Raw genomic sequence first — 15,150 nt, 5'->3', positions numbered from 1 at the left:
TCGTCGAGGATCGGCGGGGGCGCTGTCAGGGCGCGCACACGTCGCTGTCACGGCTCCGGTCGAGATGGCGGGCGATCGCGGCCCGTGACAGTGCGATCACCTGCTCGCGGTCCGGCGCGCGCTCCGGCGGGACGCGACCGGACCCACGCCCGCCCTCGGGGGCGTCCGGGGCCCGGTCGGCGCCCGCGTCGACGAGATCGGCCGTCTCGGCGTCGCCGAGCTCGCGCAGCAGCTTGGCGAGGTTGCGCAGGGTCACCCAGAGGTGCCCCCAGTTGCCGCCCTCGACCCAGTGGTCGACGACGTCGCGGTAGCCGGCGAGCGCGGCGTCGTAGCGCCCGGCGCGCGAGAGCAGGGACGCCAGCCCCACCGCGGCGATGGCCTCGAGGAAGGTCGACCCCGTGCTCCGGGCGTCCGTGATGGCCGCGGTGTAGCGCTCCTCGGCCACGTCGACGTCCCCGGCGACGCTCTCGATCTCGCCCTCCACGTAGGCGACGAGGCCCTGCAGGGTGGGCGACGCACCGGCCGGGATGGCCGCGGCGAGCTCCCGTGCCCGCTGCGGCCGCCCGGCGTAGAGCGCGGCGAGCGCGCCGATCGTCGGGTGGGAGGCGGGCCTGTCGGCCGCGTCGAGCGCTGCGACGTCGTGGGCGACGGCGTCGTCCCAGGCGCCGAGCGTGAGCTCGGCCTGGGCGAGCCCGGAGAGGCACAGCCGGCGCCCGCGGTGGACGCCGTGCGCGGGGAGGCGCGCGAGGCCGGCGCGGGCGAGGCGCTCGGCCCGCGGCGCGTCGCCGCTGATGTAGGCGTCGAAGGACGCTGCCCCGTACACCTCTCCCTCCCCGGGGTGCCCGACCAGCGCCGGGTCGGCCACCAGTTCCGCCGCCCAGCCACGGATCTCCACGAGGTCCCGCCAGTAGGCGTGCTCGGTCAGGGCCGTGGCCACCGCGACGGCCGCGTCCAGGTCGCCCCGTCGGCGCGCCTCGCGCCAGGCGGCGCGCAGGTTGCCCTGCTCGCGGCGCAGCACCGCGTCGGCGGCGGCCTCGTCGGCGCTGTAGGCCGTGGCCGCCAACCAGCCGGCGAGGTCGACGGCCCAGCGCACGAGACGGTCGTCCGCGGCGTCGTCCTCGCCCGCGGCGACGAGCCGGTCGCGGCCGAACGCGCGCAGCGTCTCCAGCATCCGGTACCGGGCGCGGCCCGGCGAGCCGTCGTCCCGCGGCGACGGCTCCGTCGTGGCCCCCACCATGGAGGTGTCGACGAGGCGGGCGAGCAGGCTGCCCGCGTCCTCGGCGAGCGCGAGCTCGGCGGCCACCCGCTCCACGGCGGTGAGGTCGACGCCGTCGGCGAACACCGACAGGTTCCGGAACAGGCGCTGCTCGTCGTCGGTGAGCAGGTCGTACGACCAGGCGACGGTGGTGCGCAGCGTGCGCTGGCGCGCCGGCAGGGCCCGGTTGCCGAGCAGGTCGAGCGACCGGTCGAGCCGGGCGGCGAGTGCGGCGGGCGCGAACGTGGACAGCCGTCCCGCGGCCAGCTCGATGGCCAGCGGCAGGCCCTCGAGGTGCCGGACGATCGCGGCCACGTGCGCCAGCTCGTCGGGGGCGAGCGCGGGCCGCACGCGCGCGGCCCGGTCGAGGAACACCGCGACCGAGGGGACGTCGGCCAGCGGGACGTCGACCAGGGGGCCGGCGTGGCCGGTCGGCGGCACGGGCAGCGGGGCGAGGCGGACGACGGCCTCCTCGGCGAGCCCGAGGGGCTCGCGGCTCGTGGTCAGCACGGTGAGCCGGGGGCAGCGCTCGAGGAGGGTCGTGACGAGGTCCCGGACCGGGTCGAGCAGGTGCTCGCAGTTGTCCAGCAGGAGCAGGCGCTGCCCCGCCCCGAGCACGTCGAGACACGCGGCGAGGACGTCGCCGGTCACCGAGCCCAGGTGCAACGCGCCGGCGAGTGCGTGGTCCACGGCGCCGGGGTCGGTGACGGGCGCGAGCAGCAGGGTGGCCGCGGCGGGGGCGCGGCGGGTCAGCTCGCGGGCCAGCCGCGTCTTGCCCACCCCGCCAGGGCCCACGACGCTGACCAGCCGCTCGCCCGCGAGCAGCGCCGTCGTCCGCGCGAGATCGGCGTCGCGACCGTGCAACGTCGGATCCGTCGGGGCGAGGGGTGGCGGCCCGGGAGGCGACGGCGCCGGGGGTGACGGCTCCGGCGGTGACGGCTCCGGCGGTGACGGCTCCGGCGGTGGCGGCTCCGGGGCTGACGGCTCCGGCGGTGACGGGGACGGCGCGGGGCTCAGGGCGCCGGCGGCGACGTCCCGCTCGAGCGCGGCGAGGGCCGGCGAGGGGTCGAGCCCGACCTCGTCGGCGAGCCGGCGGCGGAACTCGCGGGCCGTGCGCAGGGCCCGGGGCGCCTGACCGGTCGCGGCCTGCGCACGCACGAGCAGGAGCACCGCCGGTTCCCGCAGGGGGTCCTCGGCGACGGCGTCGGCGGCCGGGCCCAGCGCCTCCGCGGCGGCGCCGCCGTCGACGAGGGCGGCCACGAGGCGGTCGCCGAGCTCACGGCGCAGCTGCGTCGCGGCGTCGGCGGCCGCGCGCAGCGGGGGCACCTCGGTCAGGCCGGCGAGCGCCGGGCCCCGCCACCACGCGAGCGCCGCGCGCAGCGTGGCCACCACGGCCGCGGGATCGGTGTCCGCGAGCCGCCGCGCCCGGTCGCGCAGGACCCGCACGCACCGCAGGTCGAGCCCGTCCTCGGGCAGGTCGAGGCGGTAGCCGGCCTCGTCGGTGGCCAGCCGGGGCGCCGCGACCCCGAGGTCGGACCGCAACCGCGAGACGTGGCTGTGCACGCTCGCCCGCGCCGACTCCGGCGGGTCGGCCGGCCACAGCGCGTCGACGAGCTGCTCGACGCCCACCGTGCGGCCCTCGGCCAGGGCCAGCAGCGCCAGGACCGCGCGTCGCTTGGGCCCCCGCACGTCGACCGGCCCGCCGTCGACCAGGAGCCGCAACGGGCCCAGCACGTCGACCCGCGCCGACGGTTCCTGCTCCGCATCCCGCACCGGCACCACCCTCGGTGAGCAGCATGCCGCGATGACAGCGGCGTGCAAGGGCCGTGTCAGCCGTCCGGCGGAGTCTCGCTCGGCGTCGGCCCGACCGGCCGGCACGCACCGCCGGCGGAAGGACCCGCCGTGGACGCCCTGCACATCACCGTCACCACGTCCCTGTCGCCCGACGCCCGCACCGGCTCGATCACCCGCGCCGCCGCCTGACCCCCTCACAGCACCCCTCCGGAGGACTCCATGACCACGACCATCCCCACCCACGAGGCCGCCCTCGTGTCGACGCTGCGCGCCACGCTGCGCGGCGACGTCATCGACCGAGCCGACTCCCGCTACGACGAGGCCCGCCACGTCTGGAACGGCCTGATCGACCGCCATCCGGCCGCGATCGCGCGGTGCGCGGGCACCGCCGACGTCGTCGCCGCGCTCGCCTCCGCCCGCACCCACCGGCCACCGGTGAGCATCCGCGGCGGCGGCCACCAGGTCGCCGGCAGCGCGGTCTGCGGCGACGGCCTGGTCATCGACCTCTCCACGCTGACCGACGTGACCGTCGACCCGGACGCCGGCACGGTGCGCACCGGACCCGGTGCCCGGTGGGCCGACGTGAACCGCGAGACCCAGCGCCACGGGCTCGTCGTGCCCGGCGGCGAGGTGTCCGAGACCGGCGTCGCCGGCCTGACCCTCGGCGGCGGCATGGGCATGCTGCAGCGCGCGTACGGGCTGTCGTGCGACGCGCTGCGCTCGGTCGAGATCGTCACCGCGGACGGCGTCGTGCGGACCGCGAGCGCGACCGAGCACCCGGACCTGTTCTGGGCGGTGCGCGGCGGCGGGCGCGGCATCGGCGTCGTCACCGCGCTGGAGTACGCGACGCGCCCGCTGGGCCCCCAGGTCGCGAACGCCCTGGTGCTCTACCCGGTCGAGCAGGCCCGGGCCGTGCTCGACGCGTGGCGGGCGCTCGTGCCGCGGATGCCCGAGTCCGTGTCGCCGGAGTACGCGCTGTGGAGCGTCCCGCCCGACCCGGACGTGCCGGCCGAGATGCACGGCGCGCCGGTGGTGGCGGTGGCCGGGCTGTACGCCGGACCCGCCGAGGAGGGCCTCGACGTCCTCGCCCCGCTCGCAGCGCTGGGCACCCCGCTGCTCGACGCGACGGCCGTCACCGAGTACGCGGCCAGCCAGTCGGCCCTCGACCCGCTCTTCCCGGCCGGCGCGCGGTACTTCTTCAAGTCCCACTTCCTCGCCGGGATCGACGACGCCGCCGCCGACGCGATCGTCGCCTCGGGGCGGGACCGCCCGACACCGTCGTGCATCGTCGTCGTCCGCACGCTCGGCGGCGCCATCGACCGTGTCGGCGCCGACGACAGCGCCTACGCCCACCGCGGCGCGGCGTTCAACGTCAGCATCGACGCCGGGTGGACCGACCCGGCGATGGACGACGCGGCGATCGGCTGGGCCCGGCAGGGGTGGGAGTCGCTGCGGCCCCACGCCACGGGCGGCGTGTACGTCAACTTCTCCGGTCTGGACGACGACGCCGACCGGACGAGCTCGTTCGGCGCCCACGCCGACCGGCTCGACGCGATCGTGCGGTCCTACGACCCCGACGGCGTCCTCAGCGGCGCCGCGGCCCGCCCCTGAGCTGTTCGTGCCGCGCGATACGGCGTGTGCGGATCCACGACGACCAGGAGCGTCCGACACATCGCTCCTGGTCGGCTGAACGGGTGGTTCGCAGACCACCGCCGGACGAGCCTTTACGACCCAACGTCATCAGCGGACCGTGGGGACGGCGACGGCGCCGTGCCGCCGCGGTCGAAGGGGGGCGAGGGGCCGAGCCCCGGGCAGGGTGTCCGGGGCGTCCGCGGCCACGGGCTCGGAGAGCCACCCGACCGTGCCGCCGCCGGGGAACTCCTCGCTCCCACGAGGGGAGAGGACATGACCCACACGCAGGAACCGAGGACGACGCCCGCTCCGCCGGCGGAGATCGACCAGGGCAAGCTGGAGGCCTTCCTCGGCAAGGTCGTCGACGAGGTCGGCGCCGCCTACAACACGGTGCTCACGGCCATCGGCGACCAGCTCGGCCTGTACCGGGTGCTCGCCGACGCCGGACCGTTGTCCTCCGGCGAGCTCGCCGAACGGTCCGGCACCGCCGAGCGCTACGTGCGGGAGTGGGCCAACGCGCAGGCGGCCAGCGGGTTCCTGCGCTACGACCCCGCCGCCGGCACCTACGAGCTGCCGGCCGAGCAGGCCTTCGTGCTCGCGGACGAGAACAGCCCGGTGTACCTGGCGGGCATGTTCCAGGGCGCGCCGGCGGTGTTCGGGCTGACCCCGAGGATCGTCGAGGGCTTCCGCACCGGGCAGGGCGTGGGCTGGCACGAGCACGGTCACGAGCTGTTCGAGGGCACCGAGCGGTTCTTCCGCTCCGGGTACCGCGCCAACCTGGTCTCCGCGTGGATCCCCGCCCTGGAGGGGGTGGAGGACAAGCTGCGGGCCGGCATCGCGGTCGCCGACGTCGGCTGCGGGCACGGCGCCTCGACGCTCCTGCTCGCCGAGGCCTACCCGAGCTCGACGTTCGTCGGCTACGACTACCACGAGGCGTCGATCGAGGCCGCCCGTCGCCGGGCCGCGGACGCCGGCTTCCCCGCCGACCGGGTGCGTTTCGAGGTGGCGGCCGGCGACGCCTTCCCCGGCACGTACGACGTGGTCGCGATCTTCGACGCCCTCCACGACATGGGCGACCCGCTGGCGGTCGCGCGCCACGTGCGGGAGTCGCTGACGCCGGACGGCACGTTCATGCTGTTCGAGCCGGCGGCGGGCGACCAGGTCACGGACAACCTCAACCCGGTCGGCCGCCTGTACTACGCGCTGTCCACGATGATCTGCACGCCGGCCTCGCTGGCCCAGCCGGGCGGCGCGGCACTCGGCGCGCAGGCCGGGCCGGCCCGCCTCCGCGAGATCCTCCTCGCGGCCGGGTTCTCGCGCGTCCGCGAGGCCGCCCGCACGCCGTTCAACATCGTCCTCGAGGGCCGTCCCTGATCCCGGGATCGCCCCGGAGCGCATGAGCAAAGGGCACCCTCGCTCGCATTGACGAGCGAGGGGCACCCACCGCCGGAACATCGCGCCTGGGACCCGCACAAGCGAAGGGCCCCTTCGGTCGAAGCAGTCGACCGAAGGGGCCCTTCGCTCACACGGCTCAGCCGACGGGCGTCGCCGCCCGCGCCACCACCAGCGAGCCGGCACCGCCGTCGCCCTGCTCGTCGAGGTCGACGGTCACGGTGTCGCCCTCGCGCACGTCGCCGGCGAGCAGCGCCCGGGCGAGCTGGTCGCCGATGGCCGACTGCACGAGCCGGCGCAGCGGCCGGGCGCCGAAGACCGGGTCGAAGCCCTGCAGCGCGAGCCACTCGCGGGCCGCGTCACTGACCGCCAGCGTCAGCCGCCGGGCCGCCAGGCGGGCGCCGAGGCGCTCGAGCTGGATGTCGACGATCGACGTCAGCTCCTCGGTCGACAGCGCGTGGAAGACGACGACGTCGTCGAGCCGGTTGAGGAACTCCGGCTTGAACGAGCGCCGCACGACCTCCATGACCTTGTCCCGCCGGCCGGCGTCGTCGAGCGAGGTGTCGACGAGCGCCTGCGAGCCCAGGTTCGAGGTCAGCACGAGGATCGTGTTGCGGAAGTCCACCGTGCGGCCCTGGCCGTCGGTCAGACGGCCGTCGTCGAGCACCTGCAGCAGCACGTCGAAGACGTCCGGGTGCGCCTTCTCGACCTCGTCGAGCAGCACCACCGCGTACGGGCGGCGTCGCACGGCCTCGGTGAGCTGACCGCCCTGGTCGTAGCCGACGTACCCGGGCGGTGCGCCGACGAGCCGGGCCACGGAGTGCTTCTCGCCGTACTCGCTCATGTCGATGCGGATCATGGCCCGCTCGTCGTCGAACAGGAACGCGGCGAGCGCCTTGGCCAGCTCGGTCTTGCCGACGCCGGTGGGGCCGAGGAACAGGAACGACCCGGTGGGCCGGTCCTCCTCCGCGATCCCGGCGCGGGCGCGGCGCACGGCGTCGGACACCGCGCGGACGGCCTCGGCCTGGCCGACGACGCGGCGGCCCAGCTCGTCCTCCATGCGCAGCAGCTTCTGGGTCTCGCCCTCGAGCAGCCGCCCGGCGGGGATGCCGGTCCACGCCGACACGACGTCCGCGACGTCGTCGGGGCCGACCTCCTCCTTGAGCATCACCGGGGCCGCCGAGGTGGCGTCCGCGGCCGCCAGCTCCTTCTCCAGCGCCGGGATCTCGACGTAGCGCAGCTTGGCGACCCGCTCGTAGTCGCCGTCGCGCTCGGCCCGCTCGGACTCGCCGCGCAGGCCCTCGAGGCGCTCCTTGAGCACCCGGGACCCGTCGATGGCGTCCTTCTCCGCCTGCCAGCGCGCGGTCAGCGCGGACAGCTCCTCGCGGCGCTCGGCCAGCTCGGCCCGCAGCGCGGTGAGCCGCTCGCGCGACGCCTCGTCGGACTCCTTGTCGAGCGCCATCTCCTCGATCTCGAGACGGCGCACGATGCGCTCCACCTCGTCGATCTCGACGGGGCGCGAGTCGATCTCCATGCGCAGCCGCGAGCTGGCCTCGTCGACGAGGTCGATCGCCTTGTCGGGCAGGAAGCGCGCGGTGATGTAGCGGTCGGACAGCGTGGCGGCGGCGACGAGCGCGGCGTCGGTGATCCGGACGCCGTGGTGCACCTCGTAGCGCTCCTTGAGCCCGCGCAGGATGCCGATCGTGTCCTCCACCGTCGGCTCGCCGACGAGGACCTGCTGGAACCGGCGCTCGAGGGCCGGGTCGTGCTCGATGTGCTCGCGGTACTCGTCGAGCGTCGTCGCGCCGACCATGCGCAGCTCGCCGCGGGCGAGCATCGGCTTGATCATGTTGCCGGCGTCCATCGCGGACTCGCCGGTCGCACCGGCGCCGACGATGGTGTGCAGCTCGTCGATGAACGTGATGACCTGGCCCGCGGAGTCGGTGATCTCCTGCAGGACGGCCTTGAGCCGCTCCTCGAACTCGCCGCGGTACTTCGCGCCCGCGACCATCGAGCCGAGGTCGAGCGCCACGACGCGCTTGCCGCGCAGGGACTCGGGGACGTCGCCGGCGACGATGCGCTGGGCCAGGCCCTCGACGATCGCGGTCTTGCCGACGCCGGGCTCGCCGATGAGCACGGGGTTGTTCTTGGTCCGCCGCGAGAGCACCTGCACGACGCGGCGGATCTCGGCGTCGCGGCCGACGACCGGGTCGAGGCTGCCGGAGCGGGCGCGCTCGGTGAGGTCCTGGCCGTACTTCTCCAGCGCCTGGAACGTGCTCTCCGGGTCGGCGGACGTGACGCGCGCGGAGCCGCGCACCTTGGTGAACGCCTCCTTGAGCGCCTCGGGCGTGGCGCCGTGGCGGGTGAGCACGTCGCCGGTGCGCCCGCCGGCCGCGGCGAGCCCGACGAGCAGGTGCTCGGTTGAGACGTACTCGTCGCCCATGTCGGCGGCGAGCTGCTGGGCGTGCTGGAGCACGCGGGCCATCTCGCGGTCGAACTGCGGCGCGGAGACGCTGGAGCCGCTCGCGCTCGGCAGGCCCGCGAGGACCTTGCCCACGTCCTGGCGCACGGCCGACGGGTCCGCCCCGACCGCGCGCAGCAGCGGCTCGGTGAGGCCGTCGGTCTGGTCGAGCAGCGCGGCCGCGAGATGGGCCGGCGAGACCTGGGGGTGCCCGTCGACGGTCGCCGCGCGGACGGCGTTCGAGACCGCCTGCTGCGTGCGGGTGGTGGGGGTGAAGTCCATCGGGTGTCCTCCTGCGCTGGGGATCGGGCGGCCCACCAAGCCGCCCTGGTTCTTGAGTCTACCTGGCTCAACTCTGGGGAACCGAGGTTTCTTCCCGTTCCGGAGGAGCTCGACCGGTCACCCACAGCAACGACGACGAACGGCACCGGTCGAGCGCGTCGTGGCTGCTCACGGTGCCCACGCGCACCGTCCGGCGCACGTGACGAGCCGGACGACCCGCTCGCGTGGGGACCCTGCGTGACGAGACATGACGGGCTGTCATAGTGGTCGCGAAGCGGGGACGGGTCCCCGCGCCGGGGGGTCGAGGAGGCACGTCGTCCATGTCCGCGGAGCCGCTGTCCGAGGGCGGTCCGGCCGACCCGGACCGGCGGCCCACGCCGGGTCGCGGTGATGGGCGGAGTGACGGGCGGAGTGACTGGCGGGGTTCCGGGCGGGGAGCCGTCCGCCGGCTCACACCGGTCCGTGCCGTCCCGCCACCGCCCACGACGCCGATCGTCGCGCCCGGACGCCACGCGGCGCGGGACGACGCGCCCCCGCCGCCGACCCCGGCTTCCACCCCGGACACCCCCGAGGCGCAGGCCGCCCGCCGGGTCCGGCAGACGTGGACCGAGGTCGAACCGCGGGTCGACGAGCTCGCCGACTGGTTCGCGGCACTGCTGTTCAGCCTCGCCCCCGAGGTGCGCGCGCTCTTCCCCACCAGGGTCACCGAGCCGGCGCGCCGGCTGCTGCGCTCGCTCGTGCTGCCGATGAGCACGGTCGACCGCCCGGGCGAGCTGCGCGCCCTGGTCGAGCCGCTCGTGCGCGAGCACCGCGCGCTCGGTCTGCGCGCCGAGCAGTACGAGGTGCTCGGGGTCGCGCTGATCGGGGCGATGCGCCGCTTCGCCGGCACCTGGGACGACGCGGGCGAGCACGCCTGGGTGCGCGCGTTCTCGCTGGCCGCGGGACCGATGGAGCAGGCGGTCCGTGCGGCGGCGGTGCCCGCGGTCGCCGAGGGCACGGTCGTCGGGCACCGGCGCCTGAGCTGGGACCTCGCGGTCGTCCACGTCGCCCCGGACACCCCCGTGCCGCACCGCGCCGGCCAGTACCTCACCGTCGAGATCCCGCAGCGCCCGCGGATGTGGCGCCCGCTCTCGCCGGCCACCGCGCCCCGACCCGACGGGCTGCTGGAGTTCCACGTCCGCGCGGTCGAGGGCGGCTGGGTGAGCCGGGCGATGGTGGCGCACGCCGCGCCCGGCGACCGGTGGCGGCTCGGCCCGCCCGCCGGGCGGCTCGGACTGGACCCGCGCAGCACCCGCGAGGTGCTCATGGTCGCGGGCGGGACGGGCGGCGCGCCGGTGCTCGCGCTGTGCGAGGACATGGCCCGCTGGGCCCGCCCGCGCCCGTGCACCGTGTTCCTGGGCGGGCGCGTGCCCGAGGACCTCACGGTGCTCGCCCGGCTCGAGGCCCTGGCGGCCGAGCACCCCTGGCTCGCGGTCGCCGCGGTGTGCGAGGACGACCCGCTCTCCGAGCACACCCTCCCGGGCACGCTGCCCGACGCCGTGGTGCGCAGCGGCGACTGGTCCGGCCACGACGTCCTGCTCGCCGGCTCGCCGACCATGATCCGCGCGACGGCGTCGGCGCTGCTCGTCGACGGCGTCGGGCTCGACCGCATCACCTACGACCCGTTCACCGAGTAGTCAGTCGCGACGGCGCGGGCCGGGCTGCCAGACGACGACCGACTGGGTGCGGCGGGCCGGCAGGCGGTCGCCGTCGGAGGCGCTCTGGGCGGTGTTCCGGGCGGCCTGCTCGGCGGCGGCGCGCCAGCGGGCGAGCTCCTCGGTGACCTCGGCGAGCCGGTCGGACAGCGCCCCGACCTCGCGCTCGAGCTCGATGATCCGCTTGATGCCCGCGAGGTTGACGCCGTCCTCCTGCGACAGGCGCTGCACCTCGCGCAGCACGGCGATGTCGCGCACCGAGTATCGCCGCCCGCCGCCGCTGGCGCGGCCCGGCGTGACGAGCCCGATGCGGTCGTAGGAGCGCAGGGTCTGCGCGTGCATGCCGGCGATCTGCGCGGCGACCGAGATGACGAAGACCGGCGTGTCCTCGTCGGCCCACGCCGGCAGCGGGGGGACGGCACCGGACGACGAGCCGGACGGGCCGGCCGAGGACGTGCCGAGCGGGGCCGGCCAGGGCCCGCGCTCGTCACGGCCGCGCCCGCTCACGACGCGGTCTCCCTCCGTGCGGCGGCCTCGGCGCGCCGGGTGAGCTCGGCGCGGGGGTCGTGGTCGCGGGTGGCCTCGGCGTAGGCGTCGAGCGCCTCGCGCGCGGCCTTGTCCAGACGGCTCGGGACGGCCAGCTCGACGGTGACCAGCAGGTCGCCCGTGCGCCCGTCCTTGCGGCGCACGCCGCGCCCGCGGACCCGCAGCGTGCGGCCGCTCTGCGACCCGGCGGGCACCTTGAGCGAGACCTTGCCGTCCATCGTCGGCACGGTGATCGTCGTGCCGTCGACGAGCTCGGGGAACGTCACCGGGACGGTGAGCGTGAGGTCGTCGGCGTTGCGCTCGGAGCGCCCGAACAGGTCGTCGGGGTTGACGTGCACGACGACGAACAGGTCGCCGGCGGGCCCGCCCCGGCTGCCGGGCTGCCCCTGGCCGGCGAGCCGGATGCGCTGGCCGTCGTCGACTCCCGCGGGGATGCGCACGGTCAGGGTGCGCGAGCGGGTGCTGACGCCGTCGCCGCCGCACTCCGGGCACGGGTCGTCGACGATCGCGCCGGTACCCGAGCAGTCGCGGCACGGCTCGCTGAAGGCGAACGCGCCCTGGCTGCGCGAGACCACGCCGGCCCCGCCGCAGGTCAGGCAGGTGCGCGGGCTGGTGCCGGGCTTGGCGCCGTTGCCGCCGCACGTGCCGCAGCGCGTCGGCGACGCCAGGCGCAGCGGCAGCGTCGTCCCGCCGACGGCCTCGGAGAAGTCGATGCGCACGTCGGTCTCGACGTCCGCGCCGCGCTGCTCCCGCGGCCGGGTGGCGCCCATCCCCGGGGCCGGCCCCGCCGTGGGACCGCCGCCGGCGGCGCCGCCGAACAGGCCGCCCAGCAGGTCGCCGAGACCACCGGCGCCGGCACCGCCCGCACCGCGACCGCCGAAGAGGTCGCCGACGTCGAAGCCGCCGGAGAAGCCGGTGCCGCCGGCGCCCGCGCCGGCACCCCGGCCACCGGGGGCACCGCCGAAGCCGCCGAAGCGCCCGCCCGCGAACAGCGTGCGGGCCTCGTCGTACTGCCCGCGCTTCTCGGGGTCCGAGAGCACCCCGTACGCCTCGCCGGCGGCCTTGAAGCGCGCCTCGGCCTTCGCGTCGCCGGGCTTGGCGTCGGGGTGGTTCTCGCGGGCGATCTTGCGGTACGCCTTCTTGATGTCGTCCGCGGACGCGTCCTTGGCCACGCCCAGCTCGCGGTAGTAGTCCTTCTCGACCCAGTCACGCGCGCTCATGGCGGGACGGCTCCTTCCGCGGGGTGGGCTGTGGGGTGGGCTGGGGTGTGGCTGTCAGGACCGGCCGGCGTCCGCCGGCTCGGACGGGGTGGCGGCCGGGGCGGTGCCGTCGGTGTCGGTGACCCCGACCATGGCGGCGCGGAGCACCTTGTCGCCGAAGCGGTAGCCGCGGCGCATGACCGTGGTGACGGTGGGCGCGGAGACCTCGGGGGACGTCTCGTGGGCCACGGCCTCGTGCACCGACGGGTCGAACGCGTCGCCCTCGGCCCCGAAGGGCTGGAGGCCGGCGCGGTGCAGCGTCTCGGTGAGACGGTCGGCGACGACCTTGAACGGGCCGGTCAGGTCGCCGTGGGCCTGGGCGCGCTCGACGTCGTCGAGGACGGTGAGCAGCTCGCCCGCCACCGACGCCTTCGCGCCGGCCACGGTCGACTCGCGCTCACGCTCGGTGCGGCGCCGGTAGTTCGCGAACTCGGCGGACACGCGCTGCAGGTCCGCGGTGCGCTCGGCGAGCTCGGCGCGGACGCGCTCGAGCTCCGGGTCCGCAGCGGGCGCGTCGGGTGCGGCCGTCTCGGCGCTGTCCGGCGCGGCAGACGCCTCGGCGGCGGCCTGCGCGGCCCGGGCCTCGGCCGCGACGGCCCCGGCACCATCGGGCGCGGCGGTCTCACCGCCGTCGGTGGCACCGTCCGCCTGGGCGGTGCCGCCCGGCGCGTCCCGGCCGGAGGTGGGCACCCCGCCGACGCTGGAGTCGGTGGGGACGTCGGTCGCGTCGGCGCCGTCCTGGCCGACGACCGGATCCTGCACTGGGACCTCCTCGAGAGGACTCCGACGCCTCGCGCCGGGGTGGGGTCAGGGAGCCGCGACGGTGGGGCCGCGGCCGGGCCACCGGCCGCGGCCCCACCGGGCGCGTCAGTCCTTCTTGTCGTCGTCGACGATCTCGGCGTCGACCACGTCGTCGGCCTGCCCGGCGGCGCCGGCCTCGCCGGCACCCGCCGCGCCACCGGCCGCGCCGGCGCCCGCCGCGCCCTCGGACTGCTGCTGGGCGTAGAGGGCCTGGCCGAGCTGCTGGGACTCGGTCGCGACCTTCTCCGAGGCGGCCTTGATCGCCTCGGTGTCCTCGCCCTTGAGGGCCTCCTTGAGCTCGGCGACGGAGGCCTGGACCTTCTCCTTGACGTCCGACGGCAGCTTCTCGTCGTTGTCGGTGATGAACTTCTCGGTCTGGTAGACCAGCGTCTCGGCCTGGTTGCGGGTCTCCGCGGCCTCGCGGCGCTTGCGGTCCTCGTCGGCGTGGGCCTCGGCGTCGGAGACCATGCGGTCGATCTCCTCCTTGGAGAGGGCCGAGCCGCCGGTGATGGTCATCTGCTGGGACTTGCCGGTGCCCTTGTCGACCGCCGAGACGTTGACGATGCCGTTGGCGTCGATGTCGAAGCTGACCTCGATCTGCGGCACGCCCTGCGGGGCGGGCGGCAGGTCGGTGAGCTCGAACATGCCGAGCTTCTTGTTGTAGGCCGCGATCTCGCGCTCACCCTGGAAGACCTGGATCTGCACCGACGGCTGGTTGTTCTCCGCCGTCGTGAAGACCTCGGACTTCTTGGTCGGGATCGTCGTGTTCTTCTCGATGAGCTTGGTCATCACGCCGCCCTTGGTCTCGATGCCGAGGGACAGCGGGGTGACGTCGAGCAGCAGGACGTCCTTGACGTCACCGCGCAGCACGCCGGCCTGCAGCGTGGCGCCGACGGCGACGACCTCGTCGGGGTTGACGCCCTTGTTCGGCTCCTTGCCGCCGGTCAGCTCCTTGACCAGGTCGTGCACGGCGGGCATGCGGGTCGAGCCGCCGACGAGCACCACGTGGTCGATCTGGCCGACCGAGATGCCGGCGTCCTTGATGACCTGGTTGAACGGCTTGCGGCACCGGTCGAGCAGGTCGGAGGTGATCCGCTGGAACTCGGCGCGCGAGAGCGTCTCGTCGAGGAAGAGCGGGTTCTTCTCGGCGTCGACGGTGATGTAGGGCAGGTTGATGCCGGCGCTCGACGAGCTCGACAGCTCGATCTTCGCCTTCTCCGCGGCCTCACGGAGCCGCTGCATCGCCATCTTGTCCTTGGACAGGTCGATGCCCTGCGAGTTCTTGAACTTGTCGACGAGCCACTGGATGACGCGCTCGTCCCAGTCGTCGCCGCCGAGCTCGTTGTCGCCGTTGGTGGCCTTCACCTCGACCACGCCGTCGCCGATCTCGAGCAGCGAGACGTCGAACGTGCCGCCACCGAGGTCGAAGACCAGGATGGTCTGCTCGTTCTCGCCCTTCTCCAGGCCGTACGCCAGCGCCGCCGCGGTGGGCTCGTTGACGATGCGCAGGACGTCGAGGCCCGCGATCTGGCCGGCCTCCTTGGTGGCCTGGCGCTGCGCGTCCTCGAAGTAGGCCGGGACGGTGATCACCGCGTCGGTGACCGGCTCGCCCAGGTAGGACTCCGCGTCGCGCTTGAGCTTCTGCAGCACGCGGGCGCTGATCTCCTGCGGGCTGTACTTCTTGTCGTCGATCTCGACGTTCCAGTCGGTGCCCATGTGCCGCTTGACCGACCGGATCGTGCGGTCGACGTTGGTCACCGCCTGGTTCTTGGCCGACTGGCCGACCAGGACATCGCCGTTGCGGGCGAACGCGACCACCGACGGGGTGGTGCGGCTGCCCTCCGAGTTCGCGATGACCGTCGGCTCGCCGCCCTCCAGGACGGCGACCACGGAGTTGGTCGTGCCGAGGTCGATGCCGACCGCTCGCGCCATGCTCGTGTCTCCTCTCGAGACCCCGTGGATCCCGGGTGTGCTGATGAGTGCTCATTGAGCGCCTTGTGCTCAAGTATTGGCCCGCAGCCACTGGCTCGCAAA

At 75.3% G+C, this 15,150-nt stretch carries 10 protein-coding genes; 4 read left to right on the top strand and 6 right to left on the bottom strand.

Going from position 1 to position 15,150, the window contains the following annotated elements; genetic code table 11:
• Window positions 1-25: 25 nt before the first annotated feature.
• Complete coding sequence (locus ACYX4T_RS20810) at window positions 26-3,028, bottom strand: AfsR/SARP family transcriptional regulator (RefSeq protein ID WP_476011172.1); 3,003 nt, start codon at window positions 3,026-3,028, stop codon at window positions 26-28.
• Between the two features lie 42 nt (window positions 3,029-3,070).
• Here ACYX4T_RS20810 and ACYX4T_RS20805 point away from each other — a divergent pair, with 42 nt between their 5' ends.
• The 3 genes from ACYX4T_RS20805 (at window position 3,071) to ACYX4T_RS20795 (ending at window position 6,055) form a co-directional block, all read left to right on the top strand.
• Window positions 3,071-3,238 carry a hypothetical protein gene (locus tag ACYX4T_RS20805; protein ID WP_476011171.1) on the top strand — a complete coding sequence of 56 codons (168 nt, stop codon included), beginning with the start codon at window positions 3,071-3,073 and terminating at the stop codon, window positions 3,236-3,238.
• 30 nt (window positions 3,239-3,268) lie between these two features.
• The gene (locus tag ACYX4T_RS20800; RefSeq protein ID WP_476011170.1) at window positions 3,269-4,660 is read left to right on the top strand and encodes an FAD-binding oxidoreductase; all 1,392 of its coding nucleotides are present in this window, start codon (window positions 3,269-3,271) and stop codon (window positions 4,658-4,660) included.
• 294 nt (window positions 4,661-4,954) lie between these two features.
• Window positions 4,955-6,055, top strand: coding sequence for a class I SAM-dependent methyltransferase (locus ACYX4T_RS20795; protein ID WP_476011169.1), 1,101 nt, complete (start codon window positions 4,955-4,957; stop codon window positions 6,053-6,055).
• A 157-nt stretch (window positions 6,056-6,212) separates the two neighbouring features.
• On the opposite strand, the gene clpB is transcribed toward ACYX4T_RS20795, so the two are convergent.
• The gene (gene clpB, locus ACYX4T_RS20790; protein WP_476011168.1) at window positions 6,213-8,816 is read right to left on the bottom strand and encodes an ATP-dependent chaperone ClpB; all 2,604 of its coding nucleotides are present in this window, start codon (window positions 8,814-8,816) and stop codon (window positions 6,213-6,215) included.
• A 320-nt stretch (window positions 8,817-9,136) separates the two neighbouring features.
• On the opposite strand from clpB, the gene ACYX4T_RS20785 reads away from it, so the two are divergent.
• Window positions 9,137-10,492, top strand: coding sequence for an FAD-binding oxidoreductase (locus ACYX4T_RS20785; protein ID WP_476011167.1), 1,356 nt, complete (start codon window positions 9,137-9,139; stop codon window positions 10,490-10,492).
• On the opposite strand, the gene ACYX4T_RS20780 is transcribed toward ACYX4T_RS20785, so the two are convergent.
• The 4 genes from ACYX4T_RS20780 to dnaK form a co-directional block, all read right to left on the bottom strand.
• Complete coding sequence (locus tag ACYX4T_RS20780) at window positions 10,493-10,918, bottom strand: heat shock protein transcriptional repressor HspR (protein WP_476015329.1); 426 nt, start codon at window positions 10,916-10,918, stop codon at window positions 10,493-10,495.
• Between the two features lie 95 nt (window positions 10,919-11,013).
• On the bottom strand, window positions 11,014-12,276 hold the full coding sequence (locus ACYX4T_RS20775) for a DnaJ C-terminal domain-containing protein (protein ID WP_476011166.1): 1,263 nt from the start codon (window positions 12,274-12,276) through the stop codon (window positions 11,014-11,016).
• Between the two features lie 54 nt (window positions 12,277-12,330).
• Complete coding sequence (grpE, locus tag ACYX4T_RS20770; protein WP_476011165.1) at window positions 12,331-13,077, bottom strand: nucleotide exchange factor GrpE; 747 nt, start codon at window positions 13,075-13,077, stop codon at window positions 12,331-12,333.
• A gap of 105 nt (window positions 13,078-13,182) precedes the next feature.
• On the bottom strand, window positions 13,183-15,048 hold the full coding sequence (gene dnaK, locus ACYX4T_RS20765; protein WP_476011164.1) for a molecular chaperone DnaK: 1,866 nt from the start codon (window positions 15,046-15,048) through the stop codon (window positions 13,183-13,185).
• Window positions 15,049-15,150: the final 102 nt, after the last annotated feature.

The organism is Actinomycetospora sp. ABD4_176, from assembly GCF_056311855.1.
Note: the sequence above shows the minus strand (reverse complement) of the source record. Positions and strands in the feature narration are given on the sequence as shown.

Excerpts from the sequence above, each read along its gene's own strand:
- dnaK (WP_476011164.1), bottom strand. The coding sequence starts at position 15,048 with ATGGCGCGAGCGGTCGGCATCGACCTCGGCACGACCAACTCCGTGGTC.
- ACYX4T_RS20785 (WP_476011167.1), top strand. The coding sequence starts at position 9,137 with ATGTCCGCGGAGCCGCTGTCCGAGGGCGGTCCGGCCGACCCGGACCGG.
- ACYX4T_RS20800 (WP_476011170.1), top strand. The coding sequence starts at position 3,269 with ATGACCACGACCATCCCCACCCACGAGGCCGCCCTCGTGTCGACGCTG.
- clpB (WP_476011168.1), bottom strand. The coding sequence starts at position 8,816 with ATGGACTTCACCCCCACCACCCGCACGCAGCAGGCGGTCTCGAACGCC.
- ACYX4T_RS20775 (WP_476011166.1), bottom strand. The coding sequence starts at position 12,276 with ATGAGCGCGCGTGACTGGGTCGAGAAGGACTACTACCGCGAGCTGGGC.
- ACYX4T_RS20795 (WP_476011169.1), top strand. The coding sequence starts at position 4,955 with ATGACCCACACGCAGGAACCGAGGACGACGCCCGCTCCGCCGGCGGAG.